We start from the raw sequence: 16,173 nt of genomic DNA on the forward strand, positions 1-16,173 counted from the left end.
CTTAATCCTCACGTACATTATGTACGCTCCGGTTATACACACTACTCGTATCCTCAAGTTATTGGAAAGAATGGCCTGCATCAGTAACGCCTGCTGGAATAAGCTCTGTCAGGACATTAAAAACGGCGATCCGACCACTAATGTACATTAAACTGACGACGGATTTTTCGCATTAACAGGAACAACCACGGCCAAAGAATACCATTGACCAAACTGTTCCAGAATACTTCTGGATGAAAAGCAACATTTGATAACAAAAATTCTGCCCAAAAAACGCTGAGATCCATCAGTACCGATAAAGCAATGACAACCAAAGCCTGCTGCCAAAGTGCCATATTGCGAAATAATTGAAACTTAAATGACACCAAATAACTCACAAGGCTGTAAGCCAAAGCATTAACACCCAGTGTCGCTCCCTGAATCAAATCCACGATGATCCCCAATATAAAACCGGTACCAACACTGACTCTATGCGGTAACGCCATCACCCAATAAATCAACAATAGTGCCGACCAAGTTGGCCGATACATATAAATTTGCTCCGGCCACGGCATAATTTGCAGCACCATTGCAATCAAGAAAGATACCCAAATGATCCAACGCCCATGACTCCGGTATTGATTCATTAACGATTTCCCGAATTTATAAATTTAGCCGACGTTATTGTCGATTCAGCACCTTTTACTCTTTCTGTTGTCTTGGTTGATTCATCAGAAACAGACGATGGCGCAGGTGGTCCCATTTCATTTGCATGTGGCAATACCTGAGGCATCATTTGCATTAAACGTTCGTTGGCTACACGATAAACCTCTGATGGCGGCAATGGTTCGGATGGATTATTATCTGCCCCCCACAACAACAACAAATAACGCAAACGCTGTAATTCTGCCGTTGGCCGAGCATGAATCACAGTATAAGCCCGTTGATTATCGACTTTAACTGACGAAACCACCGCAACCGGATAACCTTCCGGGAAACGACCCCCTAACCCAGAAGTCACCAACACATCCCCAACCCGAATATCTGTGTTGCTCGGTAATAACTCAAACTGCAAATCATCAGTACAACCTGCACCAGCAATAATAGCCCTGATATCATTACGTAAGACTTGGATTGGTAAAGCATGAGTCGTATCACAAATCAGTAATACCCGGCTAGTAAACTGACTGACAGCAACAACCTGACCAACAATGCCTTTATCACTGATAACAGGTTGCCCTTCATAAACACCTTCTCTTGATCCCTTATCGATGACGACCTGATCACTATAAGGATTAGCCCTACCGGAGATCACCTGCGTCACCATCATGTGTTCATCCTGACGTAAAGGTGATCCCAATAGCTCACGCAAGCGGGAATTTTCCTGTTTAAGTTGGCCTAACAACAGCATATCGCTATTTTTCATCAATAATTCTTGGCGTAAAGCACGATTTTCCAATCGAAGTTGTTCACGGGAAGCAAGGGTTTCTGACACACCATCAAGCACTTGACGCGGGCCATTGGCGAGAAAATAAAATGGACTGACTACCGTATCCATATAATTACGGACTTTACTGAGAGCATCAAGGCGGCTGTCTGCCACAACCAAAGCAATGGCAACAATAACAGCAAAGAAAAGTCGTAATTGCAGGGAAGGCCCTCTGCTAAAAATTGGCTTCATAAGCTGCGCTATTCCAAACTGTACTGTTTCATAAACAATGGAATTCCCAGACAGCAATCGCAAGGAGGTCTGAGCTGCCCGTCATTCCCCCCTCACTTGCAAGTTAACACTCACTCCTCGCTGAAGAGTTCACCGCCATGCATGTCGATCATTTCAAGTGCTTTCCCGCCACCACGAGCAACACACGTCAATGGATCTTCCGCAACAATGACAGGAATACCGGTTTCCTCTATCAGTAAACGATCAAGATTGCGCAATAATGCACCACCCCCGGTCAAGATCATACCTCGTTCTGAAATATCGGAAGCCAATTCTGGAGGACACTGCTCAAGAGCGACCATGACAGCACTGACAATACCCGTTAAAGGCTCTTGCAGAGCTTCAAGAATTTCATTGGAGTTAAGCGTAAAGCCACGTGGCACACCTTCAGCCAAGTTACGACCACGAACTTCAATCTCCAGCATTTCATCACCAGGATAAGCAGAACCGATCGTGTGCTTAATACGCTCAGCCGTTGCTTCACCAATCAGTGAACCATAATTACGACGAACGTAATTGATAATAGCCTCATCAAAACGATCACCACCGATACGTACAGAAGATGAATAAACAACCCCGTTCAAAGAGATAACCGCCACTTCCGTAGTGCCACCACCAATATCCACAACCATTGAACCCGTGGCTTCAGAAACAGGTAAGCCTGCACCAATCGCCGCAGCCATAGGTTCTTCAATCAAAAATACTTCACGAGCGCCAGCACTGAGTGCAGATTCACGGATTGCCCGACGCTCAACCTGAGTTGCACCAACCGGTACACAAACCAAAACTCGCGGGCTTGGACGCATGAAACTGTTGCTATGAACTTGCTTAATAAAGTGTTGCAGCATCTTCTCTGTAACATAAAAATCGGCAATCACCCCATCTTTCATCGGACGAATTGCCGCAATATTACCCGGTGTTCGACCCAGCATTTGCTTTGCTTCCTGCCCAACGGCAGCAACACTTTTCGATGAACCAGCACGATCCTGACGGATTGCGACGACAGAAGGTTCATTCAATACAATACCCTGACCTTTGACATAAATAAGGGTATTGGCGGTACCCAAGTCAATAGACAAGTCGTTGGAAAACATGCCACGAAATTTTTTAAACATAGCGAAAGGATAATCCTGCAAGCTGGGGACGGAACGAAACCCGTCTACTCTACCAACCACATGAAGCAGCGACAAGGCACACAAGCACTTGCTTCAATAAAAAAGTGGCTACGTTATTCATATCAACAGAGCGATATTCTACGTTACTTCTCCCAAACGGAGCAGAAAAAAACTGCATAAAAATGGGTTAATTTTACCAATTGTTCCATAACTAAATGCAAGAACCACCTGATTTTACATAATTCAACATTATGGCACGGATACCGTAACCGGCTAAATCCGCTCCTGTTTTTTGACCAGTAACGATTCTTGTAAGTTCACATAAGACCCACACTTTTGCTCACTATTTCCAATAGTTAACTACAAGTACGTAGTCTATGTAGTGAACAAATTAATGATGTAATAAATTGCGACTAAAATACAATACTTTCTGCTAATAAATAATAAAAAACAGAATTTTCTGAAATAGATTGCGATAGGTAATAGTCTGAAATCCGATACCGACATCATAGAAAAAATGTGAACAGATTCTGTTTCACAATCCATCAACACTTTATTTTTTCTTATATTCCTTATGTAAATCACCCATTTTTATCTATTCTTATTTAATGACAAAATCAATTACAGAAAACGGAACGATCAATGAAAGCCTTGCTACTCAAACAACAACAGAATCAATTAACAGCATCCATTGAAGAAGTTGAGACTTCTCATCTTCCCAAGGGGGATGTTACCGTCGATATTCACTGGTCAACTCTGAACTATAAAGATGCATTGGCAATCACAGGTAAAGGGAAAATTATCCGCCAATTCCCAATGATACCGGGTATTGATTTCTCTGGAATCGTACACCACACAGAAGATCCGCGTTTTCATATCGGCCAGCATGTTTTATTAACCGGCTGGGGCGTAGGAGAAAATCATTGGGGTGGCTTGGCAGAACAAGCCAGAGTTTCAGGGGAATGGTTAACGCCTTTACCCATTGGTTTAGATAGCCGACAGGCAATGATCATTGGTACTGCTGGCTTTACCGCAATGCTGTGTGTTATCGCCTTGGAACAAGGTGGCGTCAAGCCAGAAAATGGTGATGTTATTGTGACAGGTGCCAGTGGTGGTGTAGGAAGTACGGCGATAGCACTACTCTCACAACTTGGCTATTCCGTTGTTGCCGTTAGCGGTAGACAAGAAAATCATAACTATTTGTTATCCCTAGGGGCAAAAAAGGTTTTGCCACGCCATGAATTTAGCCAACCGCCTCGCCCATTGGAAAAACAACTTTGGGCCGGAGCTATTGACACTGTAGGCGATAATGTACTGGCAACAATACTGGCCCAAACTCACTATAACGGTACCGTTGCAGCCTGCGGTCTTGCCAGCAATGCAAATCTGCCAACAACAGTGATGCCATTTATTTTACGCAACATACGCCTGCAAGGTGTAGAGTCGGTCACGGTTCCATCAGCCAAACGCCCCGCCGTGTGGCAACGTCTGCAAGAGCTACTACCTGCTGCTTTTTATCAACAAGCAACGACTGAAATCACACTAGACCAAGCGGTGGAATACGCTAATAAATTGATAGCTAACCAGGTTACAGGACGTACATTGGTAAGAGTTCGTTAAGAATTGTGATTAGCCTCTAAAGTACAGTGGTTTTATTCTTGACATTTTTTCTGATAAGACCAGTATTTAGCTGCTAAATGCTACGATATCATTATAATGTCGCGCTTTGTCGCCGAAATGAACTTGTGGCTGTTATAAAAAGATGACAAATCGTTAATATAGGATTATGTTGGGCAGTTGTTGACAAATTGCCGGAGATACCAGCACAATGGCAGACAAGTTTCACATTTTACTCCTTAATGGCCCTAACTTGAATATGTTAGGAACCCGGGAACCTGATATCTATGGCAACTTAACGCTTGATGATATCGTCAGCAAATTGTCTGAAGAAGCCCATCAATCAGGGGTCAAATTCAGTCACCTGCAATCCAACGCAGAATTTGAGCTGATAAATAGAATTCATTCTGCACAGGGTAATACTGATTTTATCTTGATTAACCCTGCTGCATTCACGCATACCAGCGTGGCACTGCGTGATGCATTGCTGACTGTAAAGATCCCATTTATTGAGATCCACCTCTCCAATGTTCACGCCCGCGAGCCATTTCGTCATCACTCATATCTTTCAGATCTTGCTGTTGGTGTAATCTGCGGTTTAGGGGTAGATGGCTATAGCTTTGCATTACAGGCAGCGGTAAACCGCTTGTCAAAACTCAACTAAATAAAACAGAAGAGTACGGAATCACACTCATGGATATTCGTAAGATAAAAAAACTGATCGAGCTGGTTGAAGAATCTGGCATTTCTGAACTGGAAATTTCTGAAGGGGAAGAGTCAGTGCGCATCAGCCGCGCATTAGCCCCCCAGAGTTTTCCGGCAGCTCAACAATATATTCCCGTCCAAGCGCAACAACCTGCGCTGGCTAGCGCTGTTGCGCCTTCTCAGGCTCTACCAGAAACGATCAGCGACAGATCGGCTGCAATCGACGGCCACGTTGTTCGTTCTCCAATGGTAGGTACTTTCTATCGTACGCCTAGCCCAGATGCGAAACCGTTTACCGAAATCGGCCAACGTGTCAATGTGGGCGATACCCTCTGCATCGTTGAAGCAATGAAAATGATGAATCAGATTGAAGCCGACAAAGCAGGTGTGGTTAAAGCGATTCTTGTGGAAAACGGTCAACCCGTTGAATTTGACGAGCCATTGGTCGTCATCGAATAACGAGGCGTTCCCATGCTTGATAAAATTGTAATTGCTAACCGTGGTGAAATTGCCCTGCGTATCCTGCGAGCTTGTAAAGAGTTAGGGATCAAAACCGTTGCGGTACATTCCTCTGCGGATCGTGATTTAAAACACGTACTGCTGGCAGATGAAACTATCTGTATCGGCCCGGCAGCTTCTGCAAAAAGCTATCTTAATATCCCTGCGATTATTTCTGCGGCAGAAATCGCTGGCGCAGTAGCCATTCACCCTGGCTACGGTTTTCTGTCTGAAAATGCAGATTTTGCTGAACAGGTTGAACGTTCTGGCTTTATTTTTATCGGTCCAAAAGCAGAAACGATCCGCCTGATGGGTGATAAGGTTTCTGCTATCAATGCGATGAAAAAAGCGGGCGTTCCTTGTGTACCTGGCTCTGATGGTCCATTGTCTGATGACACAGAGAAAAACAAAACCATCGCTAAACGCATCGGCTATCCTGTCATCATCAAAGCATCCGGCGGCGGCGGCGGTCGCGGTATGCGCGTCGTCCGCAGTGATAAAGATCTGGAACAATCAATCAATATGACCCGTGCGGAAGCAAAAGCTGCTTTCAATAACGATATGGTTTATATGGAAAAATTCCTTGAGAATCCACGTCATATTGAAATCCAGGTATTGGCCGACGGTCAAGGTCAAGCAATTTATCTGGCTGAACGTGATTGCTCTATGCAACGCCGTCACCAGAAAGTTGTCGAAGAAGCTCCTGCTCCGGGTATTACGCCAGAGATGCGCCGCAGTATTGGTGAACGTTGTGCTAACGCATGTATCGAAATTAGCTATCGTGGCGCCGGTACTTTCGAATTCCTGTATGAAAACGGCGAGTTCTACTTCATTGAGATGAACACCCGTATTCAGGTCGAACATCCCGTTACAGAAATGATTACCGGTGTTGACTTGATTAAAGAGCAGTTGCGGATTGCCGCAGGTATGCCACTTTCAATTAAGCAGAAAGATGTTGTTGTTCGTGGTCACGCCATTGAGTGTCGTATCAATGCCGAAGATCCGAACACATTCCTGCCAAGCCCAGGTAAAATTACCCGCTTCCACTCACCGGGTGGATTTGGAGTACGTTGGGAATCGCATATTTATGCTGGCTACACCGTTCCCCCTTACTATGATTCAATGATTGGTAAGCTGATTACTTACGGTGAAAATCGTGACAATGCCATTGCCCGTATGAAAAATGCATTGGCAGAATTGATCATTGATGGCATCAAAACAAATATTGAGCTTCAACAGACGATTATGAATGATGAAAACTTTCAGAATGGTGGCACGAATATCCACTATCTGGAGAAAAAACTGGGATTACAGGAAACTTAAAACTGGTTTAATGACATCAGCATGTTTTTAAGGAGCGTTCAAACGCTCCTTTTCATCTATTTTACATTCACACAGGCAAATATTGCTGAACAATTTCACGACCTATTTCAATTGAAGCAGTCGCTGCTGGTGAAGGCGCATTACAAACGTGTAGTGAGCGCATACCCGTCACGATATGAAAATCATCAACCAGCTTGCCATCGGCAGTCAGTGCTTGAGCACGCACACCTGCGGGGCCAGAAACAATATCCTCAGCATTAAGTTCAGGTATCAGACAACGAGCATTAGCGACAAACCGTTTTTTACATAATGAACGGCACATCTCCGCCACTCCTTCGCCAAAATAGGTACGTGCAATTTTCCAAAAACCACGGTAGCCCAATATTTCACTCAGATCTGCCAGATTAAAGATACAAGATGGTCACACCCACCCTGTGAGAGGTACGCTAGCAGGGTATTTTATTTTAGAGGGAACCATCATGCAAAACGTTACGCTTATTGGTATCGATCTCGGTAAACATTCCCTCCATGTCCACTGTCAGGACAGGCAGGGTAACGCCCTGCTGCGTAAGAAGTTTTCCCGCACTCAGCTTATGAATTTTCTCGGTTCCTGCAAGGCTGCAACCGTAGTGATGGAGTCCTGCGGTGGGGCGCACTTTATAAACGGGGGTGACCATAGATTTTATAGCCTTCACGCTTAAATGCCAGTACCGCGTTTGGACCAATATCACGTTTACCGTTATACATACGGGTAAAATGTACACCAAGAAAAGGAAAATCTGGATTAGGTACTGGATAGATCAAATGGTTGACCAGGTAATTTCTTTCACTATTCAACACATAATATTCACCACGGAAGGGAATAATCTTCATACCAATATCATAGCCAGACAAACGAGCAATACGATCGCTATGCAATCCGGCGCAATTAATCAACCATTTTGCCTGATAACTATTCTGTGGCGTAACAACTTCTACTCTGTCACTATTCTCTCTAATGGCAGTAACCATTTGACCATAAATCAAGGTAGCGCAACGCTGCTGGATAATTTCTGCCAGTTTATCAGCCACCTCTTTATAGTTCACAATACCAGCATCGGGAACAAGTAACGCCTCCAATCCGTTGACATGCGGCTCACGCTCATTGAGTTGCAAACGGTTTAGACGGCTAACTTCCAGACCATTTTGCAATCCACGCTGATAAAGATTTTCCAGTAATGGTAATTCTTTTGGTTGTGTAGCAACAATGACTTTGCCACAACGATCATGATACAAACCATGCTGGCGACAAAAAGAGAACATAGTTTTATTACCACGCGTCGCCAGGCGGGCCTTCAAGCTGCCAGGTTTATAATAAATGCCTGAATGTACTACATTGCTATTGTGACCACTTTGATGGCTGGCTGGCATGTTCTCTTTATCCAACATCAATATCTTGATGCCAGGCCGAACTTCCTGCAATGCATTAGCAACACCAAGCCCAACAATACCAATACCGACAATAATATAATCATACATACTTTATTTATTCCCTATTATTGATTCAGCTACCGTTCAGCCTATTTTTCTAGATTTTTTTCAATGAGTAAAACTACACCTATACTAATGTCACTATTGATAAAAATGTTTTTCCGATATTTTCGATTTTTCCCTCAATAGCAAATTATGATAACCAATATCAGATAAATTATTATCAGTAATAATTTAATTTCATTGTATTGCATATTGCTTTTCACAGTATTAGTCACCAATAAATAAACAACCTAAATTTGTCTATAACATTACCCATCATCTTATAGGAAAAATATGATAAAAACGCATTTCCTTATATGAGTTATGCTACAAGAATACGAGATAATCTATTCATGTAGAAAAGTTTTTAAGCAAAACTCAAATGACTTACTTCGTATCACATTTTTCCTGAATGAATTCGCATCTTGCCGTACAATCCTTTCCTTCCCATCTTATTTAATTACCGGAAGAACGAATGGACAGACGATTTGTTCAATCCCATAAAGAAGCACTTTGGGCCGTGTTCCTAACGCTTGCTTATCTTATTGGCTGGCTATTGACAGCCTATTTACCCAGTGATGCTCCCGGTGTCACCGGCTTACCTCGCTGGTTTGAAATGGCATGTTTGTTACTACCAGTTGTATTCATTATCCTCTGCTGGTTAATGGTGAAGTTTATTTTCAAAGAAGTCCCGCTGGAGGATGAGAATGCAAAGTGAAGTTATCTTACCTCTGCTTGGCTATCTTGCATTGGTATTTCTCCTGTCAGTTTACGCTTATCGACGCCACCAGAAAGGCACCTTCCTGACTGAGTATTTCCTTGGCAACCGTTCAATGGGCGGCTTTGTATTGGCAATGACCATTACTGCCACCTATATCAGTGCCAGCTCATTCATCGGCGGGCCAGGAGCAGCCTATAAATATGGTTTGGGATGGGTATTACTATCGCTGATTCAGTTGCCGGCAATATGGCTTTCCCTGAGTGTGTTAGGTAAAAAATTTGCCATTCTTGCCCGTCGCTATAATGCCGTCACCCTTAATGACATGTTGTATGCCCGTTATGGCAGTCGTTTTCTGGTTTGGTTTGCCAGCCTAAGTCTTTTAGTCGCTTTTATTGGCGCGATGACCGTTCAGTTTATTGGCGGCGCACGCCTGCTAGAAACTGCTGCGGGTATCCCTTATGGCACTGGATTAATGATTTTCGGTATCTCTATCGCTCTCTATACCGCATTTGGGGGGTTCAGAGCGAGTGTCCTCAATGATGCCCTACAAGGGCTGGTAATGTTGCTAGGCACTGTTCTACTGCTGGTGGCGATTATCTATAAGGCAGGAGGTCTGTCAGAGGCGGTCACCACATTACGAACAATTAATCCTGAGCTGGTTTCCCCACAAGGCGCAGATCATATCCTTAGCGGACCTTTCATGGCATCGTTCTGGATACTGGTCTGTTTTGGGGTAATTGGATTACCTCATACTGCCGTTCGTTGCATCTCCTACCGCGATAGCAAAGCTGTTCACCGTGGGATCATCATCGGAACCATCGTCATGACGATCCTCATGTTTGGTATGCACCTAGCAGGCGCAATTGGTCGAGCCATTATTCCTGATCTGACCATTCCCGATCAGGTGATCCCAACATTGATGATCACTGTATTGCCACCATTCGCTGCTGGAATTTTTCTAGCCGCGCCGATGGCCGCCATTATGTCCACAATTAATGCACAACTGCTGCAATCTTCTGCCACAATCGTCAAAGATCTCTACCTAAACCTGTTTCCACAACAAATCGTACAGGAAAAAAGACTGGCCCGAATTTCCAGTTTTTCTACCCTGATTCTTGGTTTGTTGCTACTTTTAGCCGCCTGGCGCCCACCCGAGATGATTATCTGGCTGAATCTATTGGCCTTCGGTGGCTTACAGGCCGTATTCCTCTGGCCATTAGTACTGGGTCTGTATTGGGAAAAAGCCAATGCCTATGGCGCTGTCAGTTCGATGATTACAGGGGCAATAAGCTACACTCTGCTCGCTAGTTTCAATATCCATCTATTGGGCTTCCATCCGATCGTGCCATCATTACTACTTAGCTTGTTGGCTTTTTGGATGGGTAATACCCTCGGTCAGCGATTACCGCAAAAAGTGATCAGATCTCATTAAGTGAGTTACTTTAACTCGTTTCCAATTAAGGAGAATTTTTTATGCCTTGGATACAACTTCGATTAAATACCACAGGACAGCTCGCTGAATCCCTTGGAGATACTCTGATAGAAAATGGCGCAGTCTCCGTCACCTTTCAAGACAGCCACGATAACCCTGTATTCGAACCTTTACCGGGCGAGACCCGTTTATGGGGAGATACTGATGTCATCGGACTGTATGATGCTGAAACCGATATGAAAGCTGTGATCAGCCAGCTCGAACAAGTTCCTGAGTTAGGTAAAGGATTTATTCATAAGATCGAGCAGTTGGAAGACAAAGATTGGGAACGTGAATGGATGGATAACTTCCACCCAATGCGTTTTGGCAATCGCTTATGGATCTGTCCAAGCTGGCGCGACGTCCCTGATCCAGATGCTGTCAACGTTATGCTAGACCCTGGACTGGCTTTTGGTACAGGTACTCACCCAACCACATCGTTATGCCTGCAATGGCTAGACAGCCTCAATCTGGAAGGTAAAACGGTTATCGATTTTGGTTGCGGTTCCGGCATACTCGCAATTGCTGCGCTAAAGCTCGGTGCAACACACGCTATTGGCATAGATATCGACCCACAAGCTATTCAGGCCAGCCGAGACAACGCAGAACGTAATGGCGTTCTGGAGCGTTTAACGCTATATTTGGCGAAAGATGCACCAACCGATCTTGAATCTGATGTAGTAATTGCTAATATTTTGGCAGGCCCTCTGCGTGAACTCGCCCCTGTGATTGGCGCATTACCAAAACCGGGTGGCCTGTTAGGTCTATCGGGCATTTTAACAAACCAAGCAGAAAGTGTTATTCAGGCCTATACTGATAAATTTGTAATCGATCCGGTTGCGGAACAGGAAGAATGGTGCCGGATATCTGGGGTAAAAATAACAACAAATTAAAATTATTTTATTTTGTTATAATTTCAAGTGCAAATTTTGATCGCTTATTGATGATAATCCGTGCTGTCAGCAAACTTGCTGGTAGAAAAATCCTAAGTGATAAACTTTACCAATAACATATAACACCATGTTATTTATGAATAATTATATTTACCACAGAAGAAAAGCTGGAAAAAAGTTGTGACAAATGACGATTTGCTCAAAGTTTGGCCTTTCATATTTTGCGAAAAATGCGTAATATACGCGCCCTTGCAGTCACAGTATGGCCACTCTTTCTTCGTCTATGCGTATCGGACAATACCAGCTGAAAAACTGTCTTATTGCGGCCCCAATGGCTGGCATAACTGACCGCCCGTTTCGGTCACTATGTTACAAAATGGGTGCAGGTATGACAGTATCGGAAATGCTTTCTTCCAACCCACAGGTCTGGAAGACAGACAAATCCCGGCTACGTATGGTTCACAGTGACGAACCGGGGATTCGTTCCGTGCAAATTGCTGGCAGTGATCCCAATGAAATGGCAGCAGCAGCGAAGATCAACGTCGCTAATGGTGCTCAGATCATTGATATCAACATGGGGTGTCCAGCCAAGAAAGTGAATCGTAAGCTAGCAGGCTCGGCTTTACTACGTTACCCTGAATTGGTGGAAAAAATTCTTTCTGCCGTTGTAAACGCAGTAGATGTTCCTGTTACGCTGAAAATCCGCACTGGATGGTCGCCAGAAGAACGAAACTGTGTAAAGATTGCCCAATTGGCCGAGCATTGTGGTATCCAAGCTCTGACGATCCACGGCAGGACTCGTGCCTGTTTGTTTAACGGAGAGGCAGAGTACGACAATATTCGGACAGCTAAGCAGACTGTTGCCATCCCGGTTATTGCCAATGGTGACATTACTGACCCGCTTAAGGCCAGAGCAGTGCTTGAATACACCGGGGCTGATGCCCTGATGATAGGCCGCGCTGCTCAGGGAAGACCCTGGATCTTCCGGGAAATCCAGCACTATCTGGCAACAGGAGAACTGCTGTCACCGATGCCGATTGGCGAAGTGCAGCGTTTAATGAACGAGCATATACAGGAATTGCACGACTTTTATGGTCCAGGCAAAGGAGCCCGTATAGCACGTAAGCATGTATCCTGGTATCTCCGGGAACATGCTCCTGATGACCAGTTCCGGCGCACATTCAACACCATAGAGGATGCCAGCGAACAGCTGGAGGTGTTGGGGGCATATTTCGAAAATTTTGCGTAATATAAAGAAAAGAGCTGACAGAACTATGTTCGAACAACGCGTAAATTCTGACGTACTAACCGTTGCTACTGTAAATTCACAAGATCAGGTAACCCAAAAACCTTTACGTGATTCAGTTAAACAAGCACTGAAGAACTATTTTGCTCAATTAAACGGTCAAGATGTTAATGATCTGTATGAGTTGGTATTGGCTGAAGTGGAACAGCCATTGTTGGACATGGTGATGCAATACACCCGTGGCAACCAAACGCGCGCTGCCCTGATGATGGGCATCAACCGTGGCACACTGCGTAAGAAATTGAAAAAATATGGCATGAACTAATTAATTAACCGTTAGTTCATTAAAAAAGGCGCTGTACCTCTTGGTAAAGTGCCTTTTTTGCCAAATTCACCGGTAGAGGATTGGTGCTACTGGAATAACAGCGTTGCAATGCTCTTTAGCCATTGCATGAAACTGTATTGATAAAATATAACTTAGAATCTAATGCTTTCGTCATTCATAACGCTTTCCTTTGTGCTTGGTAGAGATTTCCGCAAACCGCAAATCAATCTGCGTTTATATTTCAGAAAGATATTAGTGGGCCATTTTTAATGGAATTTTATAGTCAAATTTTCCTTTATTTACGTTATCTTGTATATATCTTCTTCATATTTTTATATAAATTTATCATTTCCTTGTAGGAATATTTTGTTGTAAATACGAAATTTCGGTATTTTTCAGACACGATCTTCATTTAGATTTCGCTATAAATACTTTGTCGCTGTAATTTTTAAATATTCCTACCCGATTGCTAATAATTTATAATTTTCCAGTGATAGCGCTTTCACCATCTTTTTCAAGAAAATGACCGATCGTTCCCTAAGAGAATATATGTCTGCTTATACCCGTTATCTTTCAAGTTGCCTCTTTGTTGGCTGCACTCGCTCACCCCGGTCACATAGTTTGCTATGCTCCCGGGGATTCTCTCCCTTGCCGTCGCGATGCATCTTGAAATCCATTGGATATATATGGAACATCGTTATTGAGGTAAGTAGTTACTGAGGTAAGTAGTTATTGAGATAATATACAAAAATTGCCAACATCAAAATAGCTATTCACCATATGAACATAGACGTCGGCAATTGCATCAAATAAAGAAGGTAATCAAATAAAAGCTAATAACATTCTACGTACATAAATATACCTTATTAAAAGCTATTATTTTTCATCATCATTTATCAACTGATAAGATACAGCAATATTTGCTGCCTGACCTGCTAATGGGCTGTAATCACTGGACAAATATATCCCTGAAATATAGTGACTTTCACCAACATAAAATTTCCTATATCGAGATGTTCCAGGATCGCCAAATAACAATGAACGACCATCACTCAAAGTAAATACCGCTCTATCAACAGCACCATTGCCCCATACTTCCAAACTGGTAATTCGACTACCATTCAAAGAAATAGATGCCGTCTCACCAGATATTGTACCTAATCGATGGCTACTACCATCATCAAATACAACTGTCAGCCCTCCCACTCTCGGAGCCCCTCCAATACGTACAATATGTCCCATCAAAGAATCTATCTTTCTTCTCTTCCCTCCATTAAGAGCTGGTTTGAGAGGTGGAGCCATATCTTTCTCTGGAGTCAATGCCTGAATTCTGGCTTTTGCTGTTTGACGGTCAAAGAAAGTAGAATAACTTAAAACATCAACATAGATTCTATTATTTACTGACTCGGTTTCACTCAATTTATCCCAAATACTGATATATTCAATCCCATGTAAACGACAGTGACCATGAACAGACATAACATTATTTGCAACAGTGTCGGCAGTCGAGTTATTAAGAGCATCATTAAGCTCTCTATCATAGATATCATTAATATAACTATTAGCCTGTTCTACCGTCTTTTTGATTAATCCTCGGACTTTTTCAATATCAATATCACTAAGCCCAATTTCAGCTCTTCTCTCTAGACCAGCAACCCAATAGGTTATCTGCATCATAACCGTAGTAGAAAACATGGGTAATATTTGATAGTTAACATCATCCGAAAAATTATTAAATTTTTTGTGATAACCATCTATATTTTCTGCCAGGTTATTAAAAGCACTCCTCGCTTCGTCAGAGCCTGGATGCTTATCAAGAAGATCAGCAACGGTTGCCATTCGCTCTTGTATATATGCAATATCACCCGCAAGGATACCTTTAATCGTCTTTAACGCAGACTCCTCTATCATCCTCTCAATTTGTTTGACAATCCCTTCCCATATATTTTCTTTCGATTGAGGCCAGAATAAACCGACTAAAAAAGATATCGCAGGACCAACCGAAGGTATAAAAGATATACCCCCTATGATTGCATTTTTTACAATATCAGTAACATCCCACTCTAATGCACTCGTTTTTACCGCATATTCATTAGCCACAATGGTTCTGAGGTCTAAAACATTTTCTGTATGCATAATGAAACCCTTAAATTAAAATAAGATGTTTAAACCAAATTTGCCGTAACATAAGCCACTCTATCCGTGTTATTATAGATAACAAATTTACTATAATAAAAAGAGCTGCTAGGCACGTTTAATACCTTATCTTCTCCTAATCCTACATCTATAGAACCAGCCTCAAACCATTCAGAGGTAAAACTATGAGACCAGTAAAATTTAGCCGTAACACTATTTGCCAGCCCTGTATTTACAACTCTCAGAGAGCTTCTGGATTCTGGAATTATTGGGGTGTCTACTCTAAATACCTCCACACTAGCATGAGGTGATATAGTCAGATCACTCAAAGGACCAACTGCATTTAAATCTTTATATACTGGAACAGGAGAATTAGAATAAAATTCTGCTTTCTGCTCATCTGAATCAACAACAATGGTTATTCTAGACATATTTATTTTCCTCATTAAAATTTAAATAAAACATACTCAACTTGCATATAAATATTTTCAAAAACAGTATTACCACTTAATTAAAGATACTCTTTAACTATCATAGAACTACTATTATCTTTGGAAATTAATTCCCCGATATATTACGTGGACTTTACATACCACAATAACTCACCAGAACATTAAGATATCCATATTATAAGTAAGCCATTAACGAGACATATCTAAAAAAATCACAATAATATAAAAACTATAGCAGAGATACAGTTCGTGTCAATGTCCTTCTTCAATGAAATCACTATTATTTAAGAGTTAATGAAATTATATGAGATATAAAAAATATATACAAAAATATTAAAATTCAAATTATTAACATTACGTTATCCACTTGAATTTAATAATATCAATATTGATTACTATAGCATTATAAAATTCTATTTTTATTTTCCAATTTCATCTTTATACAGTAACTATAAAATGA

At 42.4% G+C, this 16,173-nt stretch carries 16 protein-coding genes and 1 pseudogene; 10 read left to right on the top strand and 7 right to left on the bottom strand.

Annotated features, from left to right (window positions below; all coding sequences use genetic code 11):
- Window positions 1-137 precede the first annotated feature (137 nt).
- The 3 genes from mreD to mreB form a co-directional block, all read right to left on the bottom strand.
- Complete coding sequence (mreD, locus tag ACGF5R_RS08010) at window positions 138-626, bottom strand: rod shape-determining protein MreD (protein ID WP_112879257.1); 489 nt, start codon at window positions 624-626, stop codon at window positions 138-140.
- Complete coding sequence (gene mreC, locus ACGF5R_RS08015) at window positions 626-1,660, bottom strand: rod shape-determining protein MreC (protein ID WP_112879258.1); 1,035 nt, start codon at window positions 1,658-1,660, stop codon at window positions 626-628. Before mreC ends, mreD begins: the two co-directional genes overlap by 1 nt.
- A 110-nt stretch (window positions 1,661-1,770) precedes the next feature.
- On the bottom strand, window positions 1,771-2,814 hold the full coding sequence (mreB, locus tag ACGF5R_RS08020; RefSeq protein ID WP_011148194.1) for a rod shape-determining protein MreB: 1,044 nt from the start codon (window positions 2,812-2,814) through the stop codon (window positions 1,771-1,773).
- A gap of 642 nt (window positions 2,815-3,456) precedes the next feature.
- Between mreB and ACGF5R_RS08025 the strand changes: the two genes are divergently transcribed.
- The 4 genes from ACGF5R_RS08025 to accC all read left to right on the top strand — a co-directional run bounded on the left by ACGF5R_RS08025 (window position 3,457) and on the right by accC (window position 6,957).
- Window positions 3,457-4,434, top strand: coding sequence for an MDR family oxidoreductase (locus ACGF5R_RS08025; protein ID WP_112879259.1), 978 nt, complete (start codon window positions 3,457-3,459; stop codon window positions 4,432-4,434).
- A 208-nt stretch (window positions 4,435-4,642) separates the two neighbouring features.
- Window positions 4,643-5,095 carry a type II 3-dehydroquinate dehydratase gene (gene aroQ, locus ACGF5R_RS08030; protein WP_112879260.1) on the top strand — a complete coding sequence of 151 codons (453 nt, stop codon included), beginning with the start codon at window positions 4,643-4,645 and terminating at the stop codon, window positions 5,093-5,095.
- Window positions 5,096-5,124: 29 nt separating this feature from the next.
- The gene (gene accB / locus ACGF5R_RS08035) at window positions 5,125-5,595 is read left to right on the top strand and encodes an acetyl-CoA carboxylase biotin carboxyl carrier protein (protein ID WP_387690407.1); all 471 of its coding nucleotides are present in this window, start codon (window positions 5,125-5,127) and stop codon (window positions 5,593-5,595) included.
- Window positions 5,596-5,607: 12 nt separating this feature from the next.
- A complete protein-coding gene (accC, locus tag ACGF5R_RS08040) occupies window positions 5,608-6,957 on the top strand; it encodes an acetyl-CoA carboxylase biotin carboxylase subunit (RefSeq protein ID WP_112879262.1) in 1,350 nt (449 codons plus the stop codon).
- Between the two features lie 67 nt (window positions 6,958-7,024).
- On the opposite strand, the gene ACGF5R_RS08045 is transcribed toward accC, so the two are convergent.
- Window positions 7,025-7,279: a hypothetical protein gene (locus ACGF5R_RS08045; protein WP_240000857.1), complete on the bottom strand. Its 255-nt coding sequence runs from the start codon at window positions 7,277-7,279 to the stop codon at window positions 7,025-7,027.
- 157 nt (window positions 7,280-7,436) lie between these two features.
- On the opposite strand from ACGF5R_RS08045, the pseudogene ACGF5R_RS08050 reads away from it, so the two are divergent.
- Window positions 7,437-7,619, top strand: a pseudogene (locus ACGF5R_RS08050) (IS110 family transposase); the annotation flags it as partial.
- Here the strand turns inward: ACGF5R_RS08050 and lhgO are convergent.
- On the bottom strand, window positions 7,615-8,475 hold the full coding sequence (lhgO, locus tag ACGF5R_RS08055; RefSeq protein WP_387690409.1) for an L-2-hydroxyglutarate oxidase: 861 nt from the start codon (window positions 8,473-8,475) through the stop codon (window positions 7,615-7,617). The pseudogene ACGF5R_RS08050 and the gene lhgO overlap by 5 nt on opposite strands.
- 469 nt (window positions 8,476-8,944) lie before the next feature.
- On the opposite strand from lhgO, the gene ACGF5R_RS08060 reads away from it, so the two are divergent.
- From ACGF5R_RS08060 to fis, 5 genes are all read left to right on the top strand, one after another.
- Entirely contained in the window at window positions 8,945-9,187 is a 243-nt protein-coding gene (locus ACGF5R_RS08060; protein WP_112879754.1) for a YhdT family protein, read from the top strand.
- Window positions 9,177-10,622, top strand: coding sequence for a sodium/pantothenate symporter (panF, locus tag ACGF5R_RS08065; RefSeq protein ID WP_112879753.1), 1,446 nt, complete (start codon window positions 9,177-9,179; stop codon window positions 10,620-10,622). The genes ACGF5R_RS08060 and panF overlap by 11 nt, the downstream gene beginning before the upstream one ends.
- Before the next feature lie 41 nt (window positions 10,623-10,663).
- On the top strand, window positions 10,664-11,554 hold the full coding sequence (gene prmA / locus ACGF5R_RS08070) for a 50S ribosomal protein L11 methyltransferase (protein ID WP_112879752.1): 891 nt from the start codon (window positions 10,664-10,666) through the stop codon (window positions 11,552-11,554).
- Between the two features lie 283 nt (window positions 11,555-11,837).
- Window positions 11,838-12,803, top strand: a complete 966-nt coding sequence (gene dusB, locus ACGF5R_RS08075; RefSeq protein WP_112879751.1) for a tRNA dihydrouridine synthase DusB — start codon at window positions 11,838-11,840, stop codon at window positions 12,801-12,803.
- A gap of 25 nt (window positions 12,804-12,828) precedes the next feature.
- Window positions 12,829-13,125 carry a DNA-binding transcriptional regulator Fis gene (fis, locus tag ACGF5R_RS08080; RefSeq protein ID WP_010847912.1) on the top strand — a complete coding sequence of 99 codons (297 nt, stop codon included), beginning with the start codon at window positions 12,829-12,831 and terminating at the stop codon, window positions 13,123-13,125.
- An 876-nt stretch (window positions 13,126-14,001) separates the two neighbouring features.
- Here the strand turns inward: fis and ACGF5R_RS08085 are convergent.
- On the bottom strand, window positions 14,002-15,261 hold the full coding sequence (locus ACGF5R_RS08085) for an insecticidal delta-endotoxin Cry8Ea1 family protein (RefSeq protein WP_112878276.1): 1,260 nt from the start codon (window positions 15,259-15,261) through the stop codon (window positions 14,002-14,004).
- Window positions 15,262-15,290: 29 nt separating this feature from the next.
- Entirely contained in the window at window positions 15,291-15,692 is a 402-nt protein-coding gene (locus ACGF5R_RS08090) for a hypothetical protein (RefSeq protein ID WP_112878275.1), read from the bottom strand.
- Between the last annotated feature and the right edge of the window lie 481 nt (window positions 15,693-16,173).

This window comes from Photorhabdus sp. RM71S (genome assembly GCF_042879355.1).
Lineage (GTDB): Bacteria > Pseudomonadota > Gammaproteobacteria > Enterobacterales > Enterobacteriaceae > Photorhabdus > Photorhabdus kayaii.